The organism is Ignavibacteriales bacterium (assembly GCA_016700155.1).
Lineage (GTDB): Bacteria > Bacteroidota > Ignavibacteria > Ignavibacteriales > Ignavibacteriaceae.
Genome location: CP065001.1, coordinates 1,248,961 through 1,271,261, shown reverse-complemented (window position 1 = coordinate 1,271,261; position 22,301 = coordinate 1,248,961). Strand labels below are relative to the sequence as shown.

18 protein-coding genes are annotated in these 22,301 nt (G+C 36.8%); 11 read left to right on the top strand and 7 right to left on the bottom strand.

Features of this window, described 5'->3' with window-relative positions:
- Nucleotides 1-207 precede the first annotated feature (207 nt).
- The 8 genes from IPM56_05230 to secF all read left to right on the top strand — a co-directional run bounded on the left by IPM56_05230 (nt 208) and on the right by secF (nt 8,558).
- Nucleotides 208-1,476, top strand: coding sequence for a glycosyltransferase (locus tag IPM56_05230; protein ID QQS37359.1), 1,269 nt, complete (start codon nt 208-210; stop codon nt 1,474-1,476).
- 133 nt (nt 1,477-1,609) lie between these two features.
- The gene (locus IPM56_05225) at nt 1,610-2,002 is read left to right on the top strand and encodes a cytidine deaminase (protein ID QQS37358.1); all 393 of its coding nucleotides are present in this window, start codon (nt 1,610-1,612) and stop codon (nt 2,000-2,002) included.
- Between the two features lie 92 nt (nt 2,003-2,094).
- Nucleotides 2,095-2,472, top strand: a complete 378-nt coding sequence (locus IPM56_05220; protein QQS37357.1) for a GxxExxY protein — start codon at nt 2,095-2,097, stop codon at nt 2,470-2,472.
- A gap of 58 nt (nt 2,473-2,530) precedes the next feature.
- On the top strand, nt 2,531-3,109 hold the full coding sequence (locus IPM56_05215) for a thymidine kinase (GenBank protein QQS37356.1): 579 nt from the start codon (nt 2,531-2,533) through the stop codon (nt 3,107-3,109).
- Between the two features lie 9 nt (nt 3,110-3,118).
- Nucleotides 3,119-4,474 (top strand): NupC/NupG family nucleoside CNT transporter, encoded by a 1,356-nt coding sequence (locus tag IPM56_05210; protein ID QQS37355.1) that lies wholly within the window; start codon nt 3,119-3,121, stop codon nt 4,472-4,474.
- 5 nt (nt 4,475-4,479) lie between these two features.
- On the top strand, nt 4,480-5,301 hold the full coding sequence (locus IPM56_05205) for a purine-nucleoside phosphorylase (protein ID QQS38228.1): 822 nt from the start codon (nt 4,480-4,482) through the stop codon (nt 5,299-5,301).
- A gap of 143 nt (nt 5,302-5,444) precedes the next feature.
- Nucleotides 5,445-7,388: a protein translocase subunit SecD gene (gene secD, locus IPM56_05200; GenBank protein QQS37354.1), complete on the top strand. Its 1,944-nt coding sequence runs from the start codon at nt 5,445-5,447 to the stop codon at nt 7,386-7,388.
- A gap of 30 nt (nt 7,389-7,418) precedes the next feature.
- Nucleotides 7,419-8,558 carry a protein translocase subunit SecF gene (gene secF, locus IPM56_05195; GenBank protein QQS37353.1) on the top strand — a complete coding sequence of 380 codons (1,140 nt, stop codon included), beginning with the start codon at nt 7,419-7,421 and terminating at the stop codon, nt 8,556-8,558.
- A 72-nt stretch (nt 8,559-8,630) separates the two neighbouring features.
- Here secF and IPM56_05190 read toward each other — a convergent pair whose 3' ends face one another.
- The 7 genes from IPM56_05190 to IPM56_05160 form a co-directional block, all read right to left on the bottom strand.
- Nucleotides 8,631-9,746 carry a hypothetical protein gene (locus IPM56_05190; GenBank protein ID QQS37352.1) on the bottom strand — a complete coding sequence of 372 codons (1,116 nt, stop codon included), beginning with the start codon at nt 9,744-9,746 and terminating at the stop codon, nt 8,631-8,633.
- 124 nt (nt 9,747-9,870) lie between these two features.
- Nucleotides 9,871-12,456, bottom strand: a complete 2,586-nt coding sequence (locus IPM56_05185) for a SpoIIE family protein phosphatase (protein QQS37351.1) — start codon at nt 12,454-12,456, stop codon at nt 9,871-9,873.
- Nucleotides 12,453-14,162 (bottom strand): SpoIIE family protein phosphatase, encoded by a 1,710-nt coding sequence (locus tag IPM56_05180; GenBank protein QQS37350.1) that lies wholly within the window; start codon nt 14,160-14,162, stop codon nt 12,453-12,455. Before IPM56_05180 ends, IPM56_05185 begins: the two co-directional genes overlap by 4 nt.
- A 1-nt stretch (nt 14,163) precedes the next feature.
- Nucleotides 14,164-14,610, bottom strand: a complete 447-nt coding sequence (locus tag IPM56_05175) for an ATP-binding protein (GenBank protein QQS37349.1) — start codon at nt 14,608-14,610, stop codon at nt 14,164-14,166.
- Nucleotides 14,600-14,965, bottom strand: coding sequence for an STAS domain-containing protein (locus tag IPM56_05170; protein QQS37348.1), 366 nt, complete (start codon nt 14,963-14,965; stop codon nt 14,600-14,602). The genes IPM56_05175 and IPM56_05170 overlap by 11 nt, the downstream gene beginning before the upstream one ends.
- On the bottom strand, nt 14,952-17,072 hold the full coding sequence (locus tag IPM56_05165; protein QQS37347.1) for a SpoIIE family protein phosphatase: 2,121 nt from the start codon (nt 17,070-17,072) through the stop codon (nt 14,952-14,954). Before IPM56_05165 ends, IPM56_05170 begins: the two co-directional genes overlap by 14 nt.
- A gap of 148 nt (nt 17,073-17,220) precedes the next feature.
- Complete coding sequence (locus tag IPM56_05160; GenBank protein ID QQS37346.1) at nt 17,221-18,159, bottom strand: GNAT family N-acetyltransferase; 939 nt, start codon at nt 18,157-18,159, stop codon at nt 17,221-17,223.
- Nucleotides 18,160-18,742: 583 nt separating this feature from the next.
- On the opposite strand from IPM56_05160, the gene IPM56_05155 reads away from it, so the two are divergent.
- Genes IPM56_05155 through IPM56_05145 form a run of 3 tightly spaced genes read left to right on the top strand, consistent with a single transcriptional unit; the run spans nt 18,743 to nt 22,200 of the window.
- The gene (locus IPM56_05155; GenBank protein ID QQS37345.1) at nt 18,743-20,206 is read left to right on the top strand and encodes an SUMF1/EgtB/PvdO family nonheme iron enzyme; all 1,464 of its coding nucleotides are present in this window, start codon (nt 18,743-18,745) and stop codon (nt 20,204-20,206) included.
- A 19-nt stretch (nt 20,207-20,225) separates the two neighbouring features.
- Nucleotides 20,226-21,077: a hypothetical protein gene (locus IPM56_05150; protein QQS37344.1), complete on the top strand. Its 852-nt coding sequence runs from the start codon at nt 20,226-20,228 to the stop codon at nt 21,075-21,077.
- A gap of 37 nt (nt 21,078-21,114) precedes the next feature.
- Nucleotides 21,115-22,200 (top strand): T9SS type A sorting domain-containing protein, encoded by a 1,086-nt coding sequence (locus IPM56_05145; protein ID QQS37343.1) that lies wholly within the window; start codon nt 21,115-21,117, stop codon nt 22,198-22,200.
- Nucleotides 22,201-22,301: the final 101 nt, after the last annotated feature.

The window sequence follows — 22,301 nt, the reverse complement described above, 5'->3', positions numbered from 1 at the left end:
TGAAATTATTTTAAACTCGGACAATATTCTTTTTTTAATAAGGAATAAAAAATAAACTGGTGATAACGCAACTCTCAAAAAACTGATGAGCTTCTTTTGCAAAATAGTGATTTACATGAATAAAAAAACTAAAAATTCTCAAAAACAATTTTAAATCATTGGTTATCTTTGTATGAGGATTATTTCAGCATTAATAAAATTTGTTTGATGATATACTTTTTTATTCTTGTGTCGTTCTCTTTTGTGCTCATGAATATTCTTTTTCTTTTAAGACTAAGAAGAAATGAACTTCCTTCTCCACAAGCGGAAAATAAAATCCCCGGTGTATCAATAGTTGTCGCTGCAAAGAATGAACAGGATAACATCGCCCGTCTTCTTGAATCAATAAAAAATTGCAAATACCCCTATGAAAACTTTGAAATAATTATTGTCGATGACAGATCACAGGATGATACAACTGAAATTATCAATTCACTCAAAGGCAATCATTCAAATCTTAAAGTAGTGACTGCAAAAGATAAACCCTACCCGGGGAAAAAAGGGGCACTCGCGCTGGGAATTCAATACTCCAAATACGATTTCATACTAATTACAGATGCTGACTGTGTTGTATCCGAAAAATGGATTGAAACTTTTGCAAATAAATTTTTATCTGGATTTGATTTTGTTTTTGGTGCTGCACCTTTAACGAATAACCTGGACGAACTAAATTATTTTTCGGAAAAGAATGATAACAGCCGGCAGAGATTTCTCAGTCGAGGACTCCTTCGAAATGACAGTTTAAAATCTCACATTCAGGATGATTGTCACTTCGACCAAAGGGAGAAATCTCACTCTTTTATAGAATCAAAATCATCGAATGCTTCACAACTCACTAAGCAAGGTAACTTTATATCAAAGATTTCATCTTTTGAAAATTTAAGAAGCAGCATTCTTACTTTTACAGCAGCAAAACTTGGAATGCCATATTCAGCAGCAGCGCGGAGCTTTGGCTTTAAAAAATCCTCATTTGAAAAAGTTAAAGGTTATGCAAACACCACTGAAACTCTTAGCGGTGATGATGATCTTTTATTAAGGGAAGCAGTAAAAGCTAAGATGAAAATTGATTGTATAATTGAACCTGATGCTTTTGTTTATTCTGAAACTAAAAAAACATTCAGGGAATATTTATTTCAGAAATCAAGACATACAAAAACGTCATTGCATTACTTATTCAAATCTCAGTTAGTACTTGGGTTGTGGCACATTGCAAATCTTTTACTGATGCTGTCACTATTTCTGATTCCATTAAATCTTATTTATATAACTTTCTTCATTCTAAAACTATTGATTGACGTGATTGTAGTTTTATCTCTTCAGAAAAAATTCGGTTACTCATTTAATTTCTTTGAAATAATATTTCTTCAACCGGTTTATGAAGTGATGTTAGTTATAAACTTTTTTGCAGGAATAATTTTGCCGGATAAATGGAAGTAGGATTAAGCTAAACGGAACTGTCTGTGACTGTTCGCTACATTTTTATTTCACATCTTCCATATTACATCAACCATCACCCATCTTTTGTTTTCCTTTTCAAATAACATATTTTTGCAACAAAAATAATTATACAATGGATTATCAAACACTCGCGCTAAAAGCTGTCGAAGCAAAATCTAAAGCACTCCCCACTTACTCCAACTTTCATGTTGGTGCCGCACTGTTAACAGAGGATGATAAAGTAATAACCGGTTGTAATATTGAATCAAGTTCCTACAGTCTTACTATGTGCGCTGAAAGAACCGCGATTTTCAAAGCCATATCAGATGGTGAAAGAAAGTTTAAAGCTATTGCTATAGCCGGTGATACTGAAGAATTTTTATCACCTTGCGGGGCGTGCAGACAGGTTATCAGTGATCTTTGCGGTGAGATTGATATTGTATTAATAAACTCAAAGAAAGAATTAAAGATTTTAAAAACATCCGGATTGCTGCCTTATGCATTCGGAGATTCAGATTTGAAATAGAACATTTCTGGTTTGAAGAACAATTTAACCGCAAAGAGCGCAAAGTAGACTCTAAAACATTTATTGACGCAAAGGTACGCTGAGAAATAGTAATGACGGAAAACGAATTATCAAATATTATTATTGGTTGTGGAATAAAAGTACATTCTGCCTTGGGCCCGGGTTTATTAGAATCTGCTTATGAAGAATGCTTTGTTTATGAATTAGTTAAATCAGGCTTAAGAATTGAAAAACAAAAACCGATACCGCTTATCTATGAAGAAGTAAAGCTTGATTGCGGTTACAGAGCGGATATAATTGTTGATTCAAAAGTAATCATTGAAATTAAAGCAGTTGAATCACTGAATGAAATTCACCTTGCACAAGTATTGACATATTTAAAATTAACTGATCTAAAACTTGGATTACTAATTAATTTTAATGTCCTGAAATTGAAAGATGGAATTAAAAGAATAGTGAATAACTTATAATTCTTTGCGGTCTTTGCGGTTAAAAACAATAGATTTAAAATAAATTTGGAAAAAATTAATGCTTGAATTTACTCCTCACTCAATGCCGAAAGAAACAGGCTGGATAGAGGTAATAGCTGGCTGTATGTTCAGCGGGAAAACAGAAGAACTTATCCGTCGCCTTAGACGAGCACAAATTGCAAAACAGAAAGTGAAAATATTTAAACCTTTAATTGATACACGATACTCATCAAGCGCAATTGTATCCCATAACGAACAATCACTTCCATCTATACTTATCAGCGATATAAAAGAGATCTTGAATCACTCAGACGACGCCCAGGTTATAGGAATAGATGAAGCACAATTTTTCTCTGTAGATATAATCAACGTATGTAATGAACTGGCTGATAAAGGCAAAAGAGTCATCATTGCGGGACTGGATATGGATTACCGCGGAATCCCGTTTGAGCCGATGCCTCAGCTTCTGGCGATTGCCGAGTATATTTCAAAAACACTTGCTATATGTGTTGAGTGCGGCAACCCGGCAGACAGGACGCAACGAAAAACCGCATCATCGGAAAGAGTTGTTGTAGGCGCGGCTGATATATATGAAGCACGCTGCAGAAAATGTCATTATATTCCATCAGAATCTTAAAGGCTGAATATGGATATCCTGTCACTACTACATGGTTTATTTGGAATCATACTATTATTAGGAATTGCATTCCTCTTATCAAACAATAAAAAGAAAATAAACTGGAGATTGGTTGTAAGCGGAATCGGTTTGCAGGCAGCATTCGCTATCCTGATTCTTAAAGGCGAACAGATGCGTTCTTTCTTTTCACCTTTAGCCTGGCCGAAAGATTTTTTTAACTGGGTTAGCGGATTTTTTTTAGTGATCCTTGATTTCACACTTGAAGGAACAAAATTTGTGTTTGGTGAGCTCGGTATAACACCAGAAAAAGGTGGTAATTACGGAGTCATCTTTGCTTTCCATATAGTACCAACAATAATATTTTTCGCAAGTTTAATGTCTATGCTCTACTATTTAGGTATTATGCAAAAAGTAGTCAAAGCTATGGCTTGGGTAATGGCAAAAGTTATGGGGACAAGCGGAGCTGAATCGTTATCCTGCACAGCAAATATATTTGTTGGGCAGACGGAAGCACCGTTGATGATAAAACCATTCATAAAAGGAATGACAAAAAGCGAGATACTTACAATAATGGTTGGTGGAATGGCAACTATTGCTGGAGGTGTAATGATTGCGTACATCGCTCTCCTCAGCAATGCTTATGCGCAAGCAATGGGAATTCCTATAAAGGAAGCTCAACAGCTATTTGCTACTCAGTTACTAGGTGCAAGTGTTATGGCTGCACCTGCCGCATTAGTAATTTCCAAAATAATTTTCCCTGAGGTTTCTGATCCGGAAACGAAAGGAACCGTCAAAATTAAAATAGAAAAGAACTCTTCAAATGTGATTGAAGCAGCCGCTAATGGAGCTGGTGATGGCTTGTCATTGGCACTTAATGTTTCAGCAATGTTAATTGCGTTCATAGCAATTATGGCATTAATAAATTATTTACTACAGCAAGCTGGAGATATAACAGGTTTAAACGCAACATTAATTGCGCACTATGGCCAGCCGCTAAATTTTCAATTGATAATCGGATTGGTACTTCAGTTTCTTGCTGTTGGTATAGGTGTTCCCTGGAATGATGCTTTAAACTTTGGAAGTTTATTCGGAACTAAAATAGTCCTGAACGAGTTTGTAGCTTACCTTGAGATGGGTAAAATGATAGAAGCAAAAACTCTCCTTTCAGGTAAAGCAATTTTTATGGCGACATATGCATTGTGCGGATTCGCTAATTTCAGTTCTATTGCTATCCAGATTGGCGGACTTGGACCATTAGCCCCGGAAAGAAAATCTGATATTGCATCGCTTGGAATAAAAGCTGTTATAGGAGGATCACTGGCAACATTAATGACTGCTACATTAGCAGGAATATTCTTTTCATAATGAACATGATAGACCTGAGATTTAAATACAAAGAATTAATAAGTTTCCTTGAAAAAGAATCCCCATTCTCTCCTGAGTTCGGATTGATTCTCGGCAGCGGACTTGGCGACTTTGCTGATAATATTAATACTGAAAAAAGTATATCAACAACTTCAATACCCGGCTACCCTGCTTCTACAATTGTTGGTCATGCCGGTAAAATACATTTCGCAACTTTTGCTGGTAAAAAATTATTGATCTTCCAGGGTAGGATTCATTTTTATGAAGGCTATACAATTTCAGAAAGCATACTACCGGCGTTCATTTCTGAGATTATGGGTTGCAAATCTTTATTGATTACCAATGCCGCAGGAGGTGTTCATCCTGATTTTGTTCCTGGTGATCTTATGCTGATAAATTCATTCAACAGCATTGCTATAAAAAAAGAACTTTCAGGTTTTTTCGGATTAGCCAGTGAAAAAGGTAAACTTAACTTTTCAGATTTCCCGTCAGCCAGATTAAACAATGTTATTGAATCCGCGGCATTAGAGGAAAAAATAAATCTGAAGAAAGGAACTTATTGGTACTCCAAAGGTCCAAGTTATGAAACACCCGCCGAAATAAGGATGATAAAAAAACTTGGAGGTGATGCCGTTGGAATGTCAACAGTTCTCGAAGCTACTTACTCAGCTTATAAGGGAATTGAGACTTCGGCAATATCCTGTATAACTAATCTTGCTGCCGGTATATCGCCTACAAAGCTTGAACATGCTGAAGTAACTGAAACCGCAAATAAAGTTAAAACCACATTTGAACGATTGCTGAAAAAGACAATCGAATTGATTTAACTCCGGTTTGTTCAAATCTGCCGTCAAAATTATACTCATGCTCATGAGGTATTAACACTAATTTTAATTGACTTTCTAAGTGTTTACAGGTAATTTTGGCAGTTAATTTTTATAAAACCCTTAAAAGAAAATTAAAATTAAATATGAAAGAATTCAGATTCAGACTCATTCTAATTCTAGCTTTCACCGCATTAAGCATCTACCTGCTGTATCCTACTTATTCTGATTATCAGAATACAAAGGAAATAAATAAAGTTCTTGATGCTAAAAAGACAGAACTCAAAACCATGAACCCGAACTATACAAAAGATCAGGTTGATGATGCTTTGCAGTACATCTCTGACAGTATAAAACAAGCTGACCCATCTATATCAGAGAACAGACAGAAAAGAGTTAAACTAGGACTCGATTTGCAGGGCGGTATGCGTGTTGTGCTTGAAGTTAATACAGGCAAACTGATTGAAAAGATTGCTAAAAATCCTGACGCCACATTTAAACAAGTTCTTGCTGAAGCAGAAAAAGAAGCCACAGTATCGGAAGAATCAGTAGTTGATATAGTCGGCAGAAAATTCAGTGAACGCGGAATAAGATTGAGCAGGTATTTCGGAACTATCAAAGATGAAGATTCTGATATTATAGATCAGTTAAAAAATGACGCCGAAGATGCTGTTAGCCGTGCGATGGAAATTATCAGGAACAGAGTTGACCAGTACGGTGTTTCTGAACCTTCTATTCAAAGACAGGGCGCGAGAAGAATAATTGTCGAATTACCCGGTATAGCAAGAGAAGAAGAAGCAAAACAATTATTACAAGGCACTGCGCTGTTAGAGTTTAGAATAGTGAAAGATCCTGAATTCACTGTAAGTATAATTGAGAAAATAGATAATCTACTCGCCGGTAAAGATATTTCCGATTCAACAAACGCTGACTCAACCAATAATAAAGATGTCGCCGTTAATGATACTACAAAAAGCGACACTTCATTAGTGAATGATACTACACAGCAAATGACTCCTGAACAATTTGCGGTTGAACATCCGTTTTTCACAATCTATGGGTTCAATCAAAATTCAGGAACAGCAGACGGATTTGTACAGGAAGATAAACGATCTCTGCTCCAGTCAATGTTGAAAAGAGATGAAGTTCAAAAAGTTATTCCGGATAATGTGGAATTTGTCTTCGATGCTAAACCGATTGTCAGTCAGGAAACCGGTGATAAATTTTACAGGTTATACCTTGTAAATAAAAAACCTGAACTAACAGGCGGAGTTATTACAGATGCACAGGCAAATATAGACCCGATGAGTTCAGCACCTATAGTTAATATGACAATGAACTCAGAAGGTGCTACAGAATGGGCACGGATCACAGGCGCAAATGTTAATAAAAGAATTGCCATCATACTTGACGGAGTTGTGTTCTCTGCACCGAATGTAAATAATAAAATTACAGGCGGTCGTTCACAAATAGAAGGTATGGGCGATCTTGAAGAAGCAAAACTTCTTGAAATAGTTTTAAAAGCAGGTGCGCTTCCTGCCCCTGTTGATATGATTGAAGAAAGAACAGTTGGTCCGTCACTTGGTCAGGATTCTGTTAACAGCGGTTTCAATTCCGCTTTAATTGGTTATCTGCTTGTCGGCATTTTTATGATTTTCTATTACCGGAAAGCGGGAACCATATCAGCAGCCGCACTTACATTTACTGTTTTGTTTATACTCGGTGTGCTGGCAGGATTCAAAGCTACACTTACACTGCCCGGTATTGCAGGTATTATTCTTACAATCGGTATGGCAGTGGATGCAAACGTTCTGATATTTGAAAGAATAAGAGAAGAACTTTCAACAGGTAAAACTCTGAAGGCTTCTATCGACAGCGGATTCTCTAAAGCAAATTCAGCTATAGTGGATTCAAACATAACTACATTCTTTACAGGAATTATTCTTTACCAGTTTGGTACCGGTCCAATCCAGGGTTTCGCTTTAACACTTATGATTGGTATCGCATCAAGTTTATTCAGTGCGCTGGTAATTTCAAGAGTTGTATTTGATTATATGGTCTCTAAAGGATCAAAAATAAGTATTGGCTAATTAATAAAGCTTTAAGGAGCAATTTTATAAATGCGTTTATTCGAAAATCTTAACTACGATTTTTTAGGAAAAAGAAAAATCTTTTACGTAGTCTCAGGACTATTATTCCTTATCGGGTTCATTAACATTGCATTCCGCGGTCTTCAGTTTGGTATAGATTTCAAAGGAGGATCTGAAATAGTTCTTCAATTTGAAAAGCCGGTTGAGATTGCAAATGTAAGGGATGCCGTTGCTAACATCGGTATAGGAAATGTTGAATTGAAAACATTCGGCGGACAAACCGGCGTTCTTGTTAGAACCGAATTGCAGGAGCTTCCGGTTTCAGTTTACCCGGTAGTTTTAAACAACATTAAAAAAGAAATTGAATCTGTTATACCGGGTCTTCCGACAAGAATCATAGATTCTACAAGTACATCAGTAACTTATTCCTTCCCGAATCCTGATACTACAAATATTCTTATAGATAAATTAAAGGATGCAGGATTTAAAGCCAGCAGAGTTTCAGAAGAACCAACAAACACTGAAATGATCGTGGCTATTGGTATCGCTGACTGGATTAAGGAAAACCTTCGTGAGAAGATTTCCGGTAATTCATTCACAGTATTGAAAGAAGATAAAGTCGGACCAAAGATAGGTGCTGAACTAAAGCAGGATGCAATAATTGCAGTGCTGCTATCAATGGTTGCAATTCTGATTTACCTTGGATTCAGGTTTAAATTTATTTTTGCCGCTGGAGCTGTTGTTGCTCTGTTCCACGATGTTTTAATCACACTTGGTTTATACTCGGTGCTTTACAATGTCATTCCCGGACTTAACCTTGAGATCGATCTGACTATTGTAGCAGCATTTCTGACGCTTGTCGGTTACTCAATTAATGATACTGTAATCGTGTTCGACAGAGTAAGAGAAAATCTCAAAATTCATAAAACACAACCGATACAGGAAGTTATGAATAAGAGTATTAACAGGACAATGAGCCGTACAATTCTAACCGGTGGTACAACTCTTTTAACAATCTTTGTTCTGCTTCTGTTCGGCGGCGAGGTTTTAAGAGCGTTTGCATTTACTTTATTCTTCGGAATTATAATCGGAACTTATTCATCCATTTTCGTAGCAAGTGCACTTGTACTTGAGTACGCAGAAAAGTATAAAAAGAAGGTTCAGTTTTAATTAGTCAGAAGGTTTAAAATAACAGAGGCTATCTGTTCAGATAGCCTCTTCGTTTTTTAAACCATTTAATTTTCACCTGACAAGTTTATCTATCTCATTCAATATTTTTAAAATTGTCAGCTTAAACTTCACATCTATTAAACTGCTTCTGTAATCATCATTTGTTTCGAGATGATTTGTGAAATCAATCGGGTATGTAAATTCAGCCTGTTTGCCTGCACCTGTTTTGATCTTTACAAGTACTGATAAATCATATTTTAACTCTGATGTACGAGTCAGATCAATTTCAACATCATATTTGGAAGGAGTTTTACCCGAAGTGTTTGTTGAAGTTCCTTCACTTATCAGACCGTTTTCCTGGAGAAACTTTTCTGTATCAATTGCCTCTTTGACTTTTTTTGATTGATCATAAACCTTTAACCCGGGTTTACCTGAAAGCTCCGCAATCAGTAATGGATTTGCCGTCCAGTTTCCTGTCACTAAAATCGAACTATAATCAGATGGCTTTAGGTTCTTATTATAATTTAGCGTGAGTGAAACGTACATCGGTTGTTTGCTGTTCACTGATGCAAATTCTGTGTTGATATCCGAGTATGAATGAAACCGTGTTGAATGTTCATAATGCTTTGAATAGATGTTCCCCGTTTTTGATTTACCATCAACATGACTGACAGTAAGATTAATAAAAAAATTACCCAGCATAACAAGGTTGGAGAACGTTAAATCCTGTTCGAGCCTTGAGTGATTCTTTTTAGGGTCCATCGGCTCGTGCCCGATCCTGATCCGTCGTACATGCATATTCTTAACTGATTTCATATCCGAAGCATATTCAGCTTCAAGTGTAATAAGCTCATCAAAATATTCATTGTAATCAGGGCTGATCCACTGAGCCGTCAGTTTATTTTTATTGAATGTGAACAGCTCGGTAGTTCCCATATTAATATCAATTTTGTCTTCTATTATATTTTCCTTGTTCTCTACTGTTCCGTCAGTCGTATAATGAATTAATTCATTCTGTTTAAAGGTTGAAGGTATAGAAATCGACAGACCCACACTTTGGATCTGACTTGGAGGTGGAATTTTTTGAGCATTGATACTACTAAACGGATGAAGGCAAACCGCGATTACTAAAAAATAGAAAAAGCTTTTTATCCTGTTTAAGGTTGGTGCGTTAAAGCGGGTGGACATTTTTTCTCCCTGTTTATTTTGAGTGATAGGGAAACCAAGATCTGAAAGGCGTGGTGATTACCTGAAATGAGTTTCCCCTGAATTAAAAGTATCTGCCCAAAAATAAATCAGGATAGTGGATTATTCAAGAGATGTGATGTACTGAACTGTCAGATGTTTCCAGAATTTTCACTATAACCATTGTCATATCGTCGTTCTGTTCAGCGCTGCCGCGGAAGACTCCGAGTGAATTCCAGATATCTTTCATAATTTCAGATGAACGCTTATCGGTCTTGTGCCTGAGCAGTTCGGTCAGTTTATCTTCACCGAAAAGATCATTCTTCTCATTCATCGCTTCTACAATTCCATCTGAAAAGAAAGCGTATATCTGACCTTCCTGCAGGGTTACGTTTTCCTCGGTGAGTGTTTTGCTGAAGACTTCACCTTTTTCCAGTCCAACTCCAATACCCTGTGTACGGAATGAATTCACTGTTCCGTTCATCGCCTTTAGCAACGGAACATGTCCGGCACGGCAGAATTTTAATGTTCTTTTTTCAACATCAAACAAAGCAAGTGTCATTGTAACGAACCAGTTTCTTTCCATTGTTGCATAAATTTTCTGGTTCACTTCGATAAGAATATCTTTTGGTGATTTCCCTTCAACGCAGGACAACTGTATCATAGTCTGAAGTTTGGTCATGTATAATGACGCAGATAATCCTTTGCCTGAAACATCTCCCACAACAATAAATACTTTTTTATCCGAGAGTGGGATCAAATCAAAATAATCACCACCGACCTGCATTGCAGGAATCATCTCACCACAGATATCAAGTCCGTTAAGAAATGGTATACATTGTGGCAGCAACCCCTGTTGAATTTTTCTTGCAAGATCAAGGTCGCGTTCAAGTTTTATTTTTTCAGCTTCACTTTCATACAGACGGGCATTCTCAAGCGCAATTGCCGATTGTGCAGCCGCTGCATTTAACAGATCGAGATCTTTTCCGGCAAACTGTGAACCGGAGTGTTTTAATCCGAACAGCAATAAACCCACAACACGTGATTTAAGTATCATAGGAATGACAGTAAATATCTGCTGATCCTTTAAAACTTTTGATTGTTCAGGAAAGAACAGATCAAATTCATTTTGTTCAATAACCAACCGCTGTGATGTATTTTCTTTTTCCTTCAGATAGTGTTCAAGAAAAGTACTGTTGATCTTGAATTCATCAACCGTTAATCCTTTATGCCTGGCAAGCCTGAAAGTATCTGTCCCAAGTTCTTTAAGTAGCAGGCCGAACCGGTTTATCTTTAATGCTTCAACAAAAGTTTCCTTCATTGCGTCAAGAATATTTTCGAGTCCGACAACTGTTGAAACTTCATTACTGAATCTGAGCAATACTTTTTGATAAGCGAATTGTTCAGGATAAAATTTAGATGTAAGAAAATCCTGGAACCTGTCTTTCGTTGACTGAAACACCAGCGCGAATATGATGAAGATTATTCCTGCGATAAGTCCCTGGTAGTCTGTGCCTATTACCTTGCTAATACTCTGCCCTATCACATAAATCACAAAGAAATATATAGCTGCAACAGTAAGAGTAGCCGCGCCATATACAACGGTATTTTTTATCACAACACTTACATCCATCAACTGGTATCTGAAAATAGAATACCCAAAGGCGATGGGAACAATTGTGACAAGAATAACGGGCATGTAAAATTCAGGCGAATTAAAAATCGTATCAGTTATTGCAGGCGCTATCCATGCTGTATATGCGGAAGCAAATAAACCAAGTGTCAGCGCAGCTATAATAATAAATACAGGTTTCTTCTCAGCAGAAGTTTTCAAACGCCTGTAGTTAATAATGAGTGAAACGTAACCGATAATATTTGCAACTATAACTAATCCGCCTATTATATTTATTGAAAGGTAAAATGCGTTGAGTGTTTCCCTTGTTCCGCTAAAGCTTAACAATCCCAATACAAAAATTGTCAGAAAGATCACCGAGGGTGCGGCGAACAAAAATATTTTAAGGAACCTTTGTTCAAGGAACTTAAATGGAAGCGGAAACATCCAGAAAAAATATATCGTAAGGAACGGGATAAAACTTGCGCCAAGGCACCATAAGTACCCGACAAATGCCATCCCAAACGGATTGCTGTTTTGTGTCTGGAAAAATATGTCGTCCTGAATTATGATATTCATCCCTGCAAATACGGTTGCGGCACCAATTGCATAAAATAATTTCTGTATAGTTCCATCGGGTTTGGCAAGTAGAACAACAAATGCAATAAGTATCAATATTAATCCCTGTATTGAAGCAGCCAGGGAACCAAACTGGATTAACTTTTTCACATATACGGTAGTGTGATATTCTTTACCGTCACGTATAAATGTGTATGGGGCATATTCCCCGCTGTTGAATAAATTTAGTATTGATTGGGCATGAAACTGGTCTTTTAATTTTTCATTATTAATTGAAATCAGTTGATCACCATTCCTGATACCAGCATTCCACGTTACTCCATTTTCCTTTACAAGATCGAAGAAAAGTTTTGCAGTACCGGTGCTGTCTTTTTTCGAAAGCCACAGGCATTCATCATTTGATGTTACCCTGATCTCAAGCACATAATAAATATTAATAATAGATATGATTACCAGTATTGCAGATATAGCAACTATCAGATGATTACGGAATTTCAGCAGAAGACTTTTTATATCATTCATGCCGATATTCCTTTGGTTTCAGTTTCACCATTTACTTTTATTACAATCAATGTTATATCATCGGACTGCAGCGCTCCCGTCGCGAAGTTTTTAACTTCCTGCTGGATTGTGTACAGAATCTCCGCTGCGTTTTTATCGGTATTTTTAATCACGAGTGCTTCAAGTCTTTCATCTGAAAACTCATCACCTACTTTATTCATCGCTTCAGTTATGCCATCCGTGAACATTACAATCACATCATCTGGCTGCAGTTGAATAAGTTCAGTTTCATAAGGTCTGAACGTTTTCATGACTCCAAGAATTAATCCGCCCTTTTCAAGTTTTTGAATTTTTCCATTTCGTATCAGCAGCGGAGGGTTGTGACCAGCGTTAACATAATTGAGTGTCTTTTTATCTTCTTCAAGTATTCCCCAGCAGAATGTTATAAATTTTCCGTCGGAAGTGTTTTCTGTAATAAGATCATTTATTAATGCAGTTGCTTCATCAAGGTTCATCCCATGCCGGCAGATTATTTTTAAGAATGCCTGTATGTTTGCCATAAGTAAAGCAGCCGGAACGCCTTTCCCGGATACATCTGCAATTGCAACGCAAAAAGTTTTATCATCAAGCGGAATGATATCGTAATAATCACCACCGACCTGTTTTGAGGAAAGATTCATTGCCGCAATATCAAAACTTCTGAAATCAGGTATTGAATGAGGCAGTAAGTTTCGCTGAATGTCCCTGGCTATTTCAAGCTCTTCTTCAAGTTTTTGTTTATCAAGTGCTTCAACAAATAATCTTTTATTCTCTAACGAAATTATTGCAAGGCTTCCGACAGAATATATGAATTCAATATCTGACGGAGTGTATTCAAGTTTATGAATCCTGTTTCCTAAAATGATCAAACCCTTTGTCTGCCCCTGCAGCTGCATCGGAACGATGATCTCAATATTTTGTTTTTCCAGTTCTGTATATGTGCTGGTAATTTCTTTTTTTGTTATTGAATTGCTCAGTTTATTAAACCCATATTTTTTTATTGAGTTTATCAAAGCATCATTATCAAATTTTGATTCGAGCAGTTGTATATCTTCATTATCAAAAAGAACAACTGCAAATTTCGAGATAAGGAATTGTCCTATAACCGAATAAACTAATAGCTTGGCGACTTTAGTACTTTCAGAAAAAAGTCCGAACTCTTTACTAAGCTCAAACAGAGCGTTCAATCTTTGAATACGTGAATCAAGTGCGCGGTTTACTTTTTTCAGTTCGTCAATGACGAGTGAATTTTGTATTGCTGATGCTGAAATATTCAGGATTGTCCGTAAAAATTCAAGATCATCTTTTGTATATGATGATTTATTAAGTTTTTCTCCAAGGCAGACCAGTCCAACACATTCATTTGATGAGTGTATCTTTTCAACAGCAAAAAAACCATTCTCGAACAGGTAGTCACGGAACCCCTTGCTGTCGATACATTCATCTGTTGCAACAAGGTCTGGAAAGTTATCTTTTACTTCTTCCGAAATTCCTTTATAATTTTTCAGAACGATTTTTCCGTCAAGGCTAAGCGCAATCATTCCTTTTGTAGCAAGGAATTTTCCCATACATGTAAGAAGAACGTTGTTTGTAATAAAATTTAGATCAAGGCTGGAGTTAATGATCCGGCTAAAGTCAATTAAGGCGGTTAGATTTCTCTTTACTCTTAGTCCGTCAACTTCACTCATTTTAACCCGGAGTATTTAAGTTTTTAGACAAAAGAACCTGGTTATATTTCCCGGGGATTGAAACATACTTCACTTCGTCCATCAGAGTTTTCATCAGGTACATTCCGAGTCCTCCGACTCTGTGCTGCTGATAATATTTTTTAAGATCAGGCGGAGGAATTGTGTCGGGTTCAAACGCAGTACCGTAATCAATAATCGTTATGGTAAGTTTGCCTTCAGCATAAAGTAGCCGGATGATGATTTCTCCGTCAGGATGTGATTTATATGCATGCTTGATAATATTCGTACAGGCTTCATCAACAGCAAGTGTCATATTATCTATAGCATCTGAAGTAAACCCGATTTCCTTTGCGGCGGTAAACAGAAAATCCCTGATCTTTGAAAGATTATCGGTTTTACTTTTAACTACAAGCTCTTTGCGTAAAGCTTTTTTCTTATCACTTTTCACTTTTCTTTATCTCGTTAAATTTAGTGAGTGCTTCATCTTCAGTTTTAAAGATTTCATACAACAAAGGAAAACCGAGCAGATCAAAAATATTATATACCTTATCGGTCATATTTGTAAGTTTTATGTCACCTTTATTCTCTCTCATTTTTTCGATAAAAGCCATAAATACTCCAAGACCGGCGCTGCTAATGTATGCAAGGTCCTTAAAGTTTACGACTGTAGAGTATCGACCCTTATCTATAAGAGATGCAAAGGTATTTTCCAAAGCAGGTGCTGTGTGTGCATCAAGATAGCCCTTGAGGTAAATTATACTCACATCACCTTTATCCGAAACCATTGTGCTAAATTCCGACATTCTTCTTCTCCATTTTATTTAAGCCGGGCAAGCTACCCGATTCGTTTTTAATAAATTGTTTTTTCCATTTCAAAATAACTAAAGATATGTCATCGTGCTGAGAATTATTTGTTGAAAATAGTGTTATTTCTTTTATCACTTTATTCGAGATTATATCAAGATCGTGGTCAGCATTTTCAATCAGTATCTTTTCAAAATGATTTTCACCAAAATCTTCCATCTCCGAATTTTTTGCCTCGGTGATACCGTCAGTGTAAAGGATCAGCAGATCGTTTTCATTCAGCTCAATTTTAATTTCATCAAGCTGCATTTCAAAGTTGGCTGTAAAGTCAAGTCCAAGCCCAATTCCTGAGGGTCTTAGACGTTCAACGTTTCCGTTGCGTATTAATAATACGGGACAGTGTCCTGCACGTGCAAGGGTCAGCACTCCATCGTCCAGATCGATAACACCGTATGCTGCACTGATAAAACTTTTTTTATCGAGTGAATTCTTCAGTATATGATTGGCTTTAACTAAAATATTTTTCGGACTGCTGATTGTGTGTGATAACGATTCAAACACGCCTTTCATTTCAGCCATTATAAAAGCTGCTGAAATTCCTTTTCCAGAAACATCAGCGATTACAAATCCCATTTTATTTTGACTGATATTGAAGAAGTCATAATAATCCCCTCCCACCTCAAATGCCGGAATAAATACGGATGAGATAAGAATGCCTTTGTAATATGGATTCTGCGACGGAAGAATTTTTCTCTGGATCTCTCTTGCCACATCAAGTTCACGTTCCATTCTTTCTTTTTCGATTGATTCCTCCAGCAGCCTGGAATTTTCAAATGCTACTGACGCGTAATCGGCAAATGTATCAAGTGCATTTTTGTCTTCTTCATCAAAAATCTGGTCATCTTTTTTTAATGTGATAAGGTAGCCTTTAATTTCGTTATGGGTTTTTAAAGGTGAAACAGATGCCTGATTATACTTTTCATTCAGTGATTCCCTGTTTTCAATTTTTGCAAGGTTCAAAGTCACAGTAGAATTTATATCGCCTTTTCTTTTTGTTGAAAGGAAAAAATTTGTGATCAGTTCCGCATCCACATAACCAATATTTTTATACGACAGAGTTTTTAATTCACCACCGTCATTCCAGATTACCCAGGCAGAATGCGCGTTGCAAATGCGTATGGCAAGGTCAGCAACAGTTTCTCCAAGTTCACTGAAATCCAGTACTCTTGTTATAAGTTTACTGAAAAACTGAAGCGATGATACTTCCTGTGCTTTCCTGTCAAAAGCTTCAGCTGTTGGTATGTGAAATAAAGTCGTAAAAAATAAAACACTGAAATAGACGGCACCGTAAATCAAAATTATCTGTAAAAATTTTGATAGTGCGGGACTATATGCCGATAATAATTTTGTATGTGAATTTGCATCATTAGAATTAACAAGGTTAACTATGAAAAGCGCAGAGATAATTACGGATAAAATCAGGAGTGATATTTTTTCTTTTTTTATGATGAATGCAATCCACGAAATCCTGATCGAATTAATTGAAACAAGAATAATCGATACTATCAAAAATGTATTGCTGATAAATGACAGGTCCGCGTTTGAATCAAGAATGGTTGTTAGTGATGCTAATACAAAGAACACAACCATTGTATTGAAATACACACTTACATTCCGCTTTTGCTTAAAGTAAAACAATTCTCTGAATGAAAGAAAAATGTAGCTAACAGAGACTATTACAAATAGCACATAAGCAAAAAGTATAATTGAGAAAAATAACCCGGGTCGATTTAATTTTGCTTCAATATTTCCAAATAGACCGGATAACAAATCTCCAGAGAATGTTATGATAAAAAATAAAACGGCATTAAGGATACCGATATTCAATACCACAGAAAGAGGATTAATTTTTCTTGACCGGATAATTTCAGTAAGATAAAATGTGAGGGTTATAATTGTACAAAGAATTAATAATTCACCAATGAAAGACGTGACTAAAGATTCATTTTTGATTAGAAATATTTTATAAAAGAACAAAGCAGTGACTATTCCGATAAACAGACGGAACCGTGAGTTCTTCCTTAAATGAAGGAGATTCGCTTTCATCTTCCTGTTAAAATTGAATTATAATAACTATTACTATTCAGACTCCGGTGAAAAATAAAGCTAATTGTACAAAAATGTAAATATTTTATATGAACGGATGTTTATTGGGATAATATGAAGATCAATCAACTTTTATGATAAGATTATGTCAAAGATATTGATAAATCTTATCGCCAAGAATTTGTGTTACATTTAAAGGAAGCTTCTTCCAGATTAACTTTCTCAGCGAACTTCCGTTTGAACCTGAATCAACTGTTTTAATATCAAAATCTTCCGGTAACGGATGATAATAATGATAAAGCTGTTTTGTGTCGCATCCCCATTTGCTTTTAAAACGTGCCAGACCCTCATTATCTGAAGTCACTTCACCGAAATCAAAATATTTAAATCCTTCCTGACGGGCTGTTTTAATTGCAGTGTATAGTACATAATCATTTTGATGTAACGCCGGCTCATCCAGTTTCCTTCCGTTGAACGCATAATAAAATGTTTTGTTGTATGATAAAAAAATTGACCCGGTTAACAATCGTTTTGATTTATTATCATTCAACTCAGCCAGCAATAATCTCATCATCCCGGCAGGTTTTAATTTTTCAAACATATATTTAAATAACCTGTAGGGACGCGCCGGAACCGCAACTGAACGCATCGTCTCAAGATACAATTGATACCATGCTTTAAGGTCAGTTTCATTCTCAGCTAATCGGATTTTAATACCTGACTTTTCGGCTTTACTGACAGCACTTTTAATTCTGTGGTTTCTTGTCTTGTTTCCAAATCGAAGTTCTTCGTGACTATCCGGTAATGACAGTGTGTATGTTTCCCTCCACGGTATTTTAACTACTCTGCTTTCTTCTGAATTCAATGTTGCAATGGTTGATTTGATCTGTATCCTGCAATCTGGCTCAGACTTATTTATTTCTGCCGCGGCATTTAATAATGAGGGAATACAATCAGTGTCTGCGATAACAGGTCCACAAACAGGAGTTCTGGGTAATGAAGAAATTCTTTTACCAGCGACTATACCGCCAATTCCAAATGGAAATCCTTTTGATCGAAGAAATGGTAAAACACCTGTCAGATTCATTTTATCGTTGAAGGCACCAAGTACTATAGCTTTCTGACCATATTCATTCCTGAGTGCATCAACCCAGTAAGGATGATTGTATACAACTGCATCTTTATCCTGTTCAAGTATTTTTATCCACTCGCTTGAGTAAGACTCGTCTAATTCCTTAACTAAATATTTTTTTTGAATTTCAGAAATTGAAGATTCTCCGTTTATAATATTTTTTGATGTTCAGTTTTACTTTTCAAAAATAATAAAAGGTATTGAATAGTAATGAAGGTAAATACTCTGTTCAAAAAAAATGATTGTAATTTATTGATTGAAAGAGTATTTTAATTCACCCAAAAAAATAGTCTGATAGTATTTTCAGGGAAGAAGAGTAGGAGTAAAATCGGGTTCTCATAATCGTACAAAACGATTTATCTTGTCTCAATAATATTAATAATCCGGCTCAATCCCATTTTATGTTTTTTAATGTGGGCACTATTTGCGGGAAAATAAATTTTATAAACCGGAATATCATTCAAAATATGGTCTGAATGTTGCTTCAAACTTGCAACATTTTATTAATTCAAATCTAAAGATTCAAAGAGGTTGGTTCTTGGAAACTAAATTAAACTGGAATTTATCATTTGTAATGAAAGCGATGCTGATATTTTTTATCGCATTTTGTTCTTCAGTCAAGGCAAATGATATTAGAGTCACAAATGTCTTGCTGACCGGGCAAGTGAACGGTTCACATACATTTGTAAATTTTGATTTAAACTGGCAAAATAGCTGGCGGAATTCTACTAACTGGGATGCTGCATGGATTTTTGTCAAGTACAGAGTCGGCAGCGGTAACTGGCTTCATGCATCTCTATCTTCCACATCATTAAATCACACTGCTCCAACCGGTTCAACAATATCAGCAGTATCAGATGGTAAAGGAATTTTCATTTACCGGAGCGCCGATGGAACAGGTGAAAATATTTTTGATGATGTAATGTTAAGATGGAATTATGCAGCAGATGGAGTTGCTGATGATGCTCAGGTCACAGTAAAAGTATTTGCAATTGAAATGGTGTATATACCTCAGGGAAGTTTCCAGGTTGGAGACGGCAATTCGACTAACCGATTTCACATAGCCGGCGATCCTTCAACACCGTTCACGATAAGTTCCGAGAACGCTATCACCCTGAATGATACTATCAGCATTAATCCAAACCCGAATAGTCTCTGGGCAACCGGAGAATTCAGGTACGATACCGGGGTCATACCTGCAGCATATCCAAAAGGATTCGATGCATTTTATATTATGAAATATGAATTAACGCAAGGTCAATACGCTGACTTTTTAAATACCGTAACATCACTTCAGTCTGATAACCGGTTTGATGTAACAATCGCCGACAGGAATACCATAACCGGCGCTCACCCCTGGGTGGTTGCTGGAAGACCATCAAGAGCGTGCAATTACCTTTCCTATATGGATGGAGCCGCATATGCCGGATGGGCTGGTCTAAGACCGATGACTGAATTCGAATTTGAAAAAGCATGCAGAGGAACAGTTACACCAGTCGCAGGTGAATACGCATGGGGAAATACATTTCTTGATTATACCGGTAACGTAAGCGGCACTGAAGACGGTACCGAAACCGTAATTGGTGATATGAACACAAACGCAGGTGCTACTGTTTTCAGTAACGGCGATGGTGCTTATGGACCTTTAAGATCTGGTATCTTTGCGGCTACTTTAAATACAAGACAGGGTTCAGGCGGTTCATATTATGGTGTGATGGAATTGACAGGCAATATCTGGGAAACGGTTATCAGTGCGGATAGTCTTGGAAGAAATTTTCAAGGCTCAAACGGTAATGGCGTGCTTTCAGAAGGCGGCTCAGCTACAAACTCTGATTGGCCGGGTTTTGTTGTTACAAGCGTTCAGTTTGCAAATGGATCCGGAGGTCGCGGCGGAGGTTTCAATTCAACTGAATCACTTCAGGTATCGGCACGTACCTATGCAAGCAGCGGTGCGGGACGTACAGGGGGTAACGGGTTCAGATGCGTAAGAACCGAGGAATAAAATTTAAATGGAATTAAAAATGAAATTAAAAATAATTTTTTCAGCTATTATTATTTTCAGCACAGTTACAACAGCACAATACAATGGCGGAATTGGTTCAGGCGGTATTTCAGGAACTTCAACTGCTGTCACACTTTCAGCTTTTCTGCAAGGACCTTACAGCGGCGGAACTATGACAACCACACTAAACACAAATAATTTTATTCCGCTTTCTCAGCCATATAGTGCAGCACCCTGGAATTATACCGGTGACGAAACTGTAGCTTCAATCCCGACAGGTGTTGTTGATTGGGTATTGGTTGAACTGAGACGTAACACCGCAGATTCTTCAACCGTGCAAAAGAGAGCATGCTTTATTTTGAATGACGGAACCATTGTCGATCTTGACGGCAGCAGCCCGGTGAATTTTTATAAAGCGGGCGACATCTCAAGTTATTATGTTGTTATCAGACATAGAAACCACCTTGCGGTTATGAGTGCAAATTCTTTATCTTTGACCAGCTCCCTTTCCGGTTCCTACTTGATTGGAGGAAATTCCGAATATGATTTTAGCACTGCACAAACCCAGGCATTTGGAACAAACCCGATGCTGGATTTGTTAGGAAACGGTACTGCATTTGGTCTATGGACAGGAGATGCAAATGGTGATGGAGTTGTGAAATTTAATCTAGCTAATAATGATAGACTTTTGATTTATAATCGCATAGGTAATGGTGGATTCAATGCAACCGCGTCAGGCTACTATCCTGAAGATTTTAATTTAGACGGTGTAGTTAAATTTAACTTGAGTAATAATGACAGGTTATTGATATATAATGTAATTGGTAATGCAGGTTTTAACGTAACCAGACCAACTCAAGTTCCAAATTAGTAAATGACTTTATAATAATAAGTTTAACGAGGTAAAAATGAAGATTAAATTTCCATTATTGTTTTTGTTGTCTGTTATGCTTTTACAGATTTCTGTTTATGCTCAGACTGCAGATGGAGGAATTTTTGGATCTGGTACAACACTAACTGTAAGATTCAGACCAAGTGCAGATATCACTGGTGGCTTTACCGGTGGAAATTTCGGAATTCGCTGGCTTTCATCACTCGGTGCTGGAGTGAATTTGTCGGGAGAATCAAGTTCGTTTGGATACGTTAATCAAGGAGCCAAGGCAACTAGTGGTTCGTACGATTACATTATCTATGCTTCCGGAAGTTTAATTGCAAGTACTACTTATACTGGAGGTGTGGAATATACCATTCTAACAGTTACAGTTTCAGGTGGTGTTGGGACCGGAAGTTTTGAATTATGTCCAGGTGGTTTTGCTAGCGATGCAGGTCAATGGTACATTGAACTTGGCGGAGCAGATCGTGCTAATGTAAATCCAGCTCTTTGGTATTATCAAAGCACAGCATCGAATGTCACTCTCCCTGTTGAACTAACATCATTCACATCAAAACTTTTGAATGACAAAATTCAACTTAACTGGTCAACAAAGACCGAAGTAAATAATTTTGGTTTTGATATTGAACGGTCAGGTGATGGAATCAATTTTTCCAAAATCGGTTTTGTTGAAGGACACGGAAATTCAAACTCAGAAAAAAATTACTCATTCACCGATGCGCCTAAGTCTTCTTCAAAATATTCATACAGGCTGAAACAGATCGATAACGACGGACAGTATGAGTATTCAAAAATTGTTGAGGTTGAATTTACAGTTAAACCAACTGAGTACGCCTTATACCAGAATTATCCGAATCCTTTCAACCCTTCAACAATGATCAAGTTCCAGTTGCCAAAAGATAATTTTGTAAGTCTGAAAATCTTCAACGCGATTGGTCAGGAGGTGGCGAATCTTGTTAATGAAGTAAAACCTGCCGGAACTTATGATATTAATTTTGATGCAAAGGATCTTTCATCAGGAATTTATTACTACATTCTTAGAATCGGCTCAGGCAGCCAGAACGAGTTTACAAGAACAAATAAGATGATCCTTCTCAAGTAGATTTTTATTTGCTATTTACAATTAAGGCGATTCATTGAATCGCCTTTTTTATTGAAGATGGGTTAGCCCATTTCAGAATACTTCTGAATTCCTTAAACAGT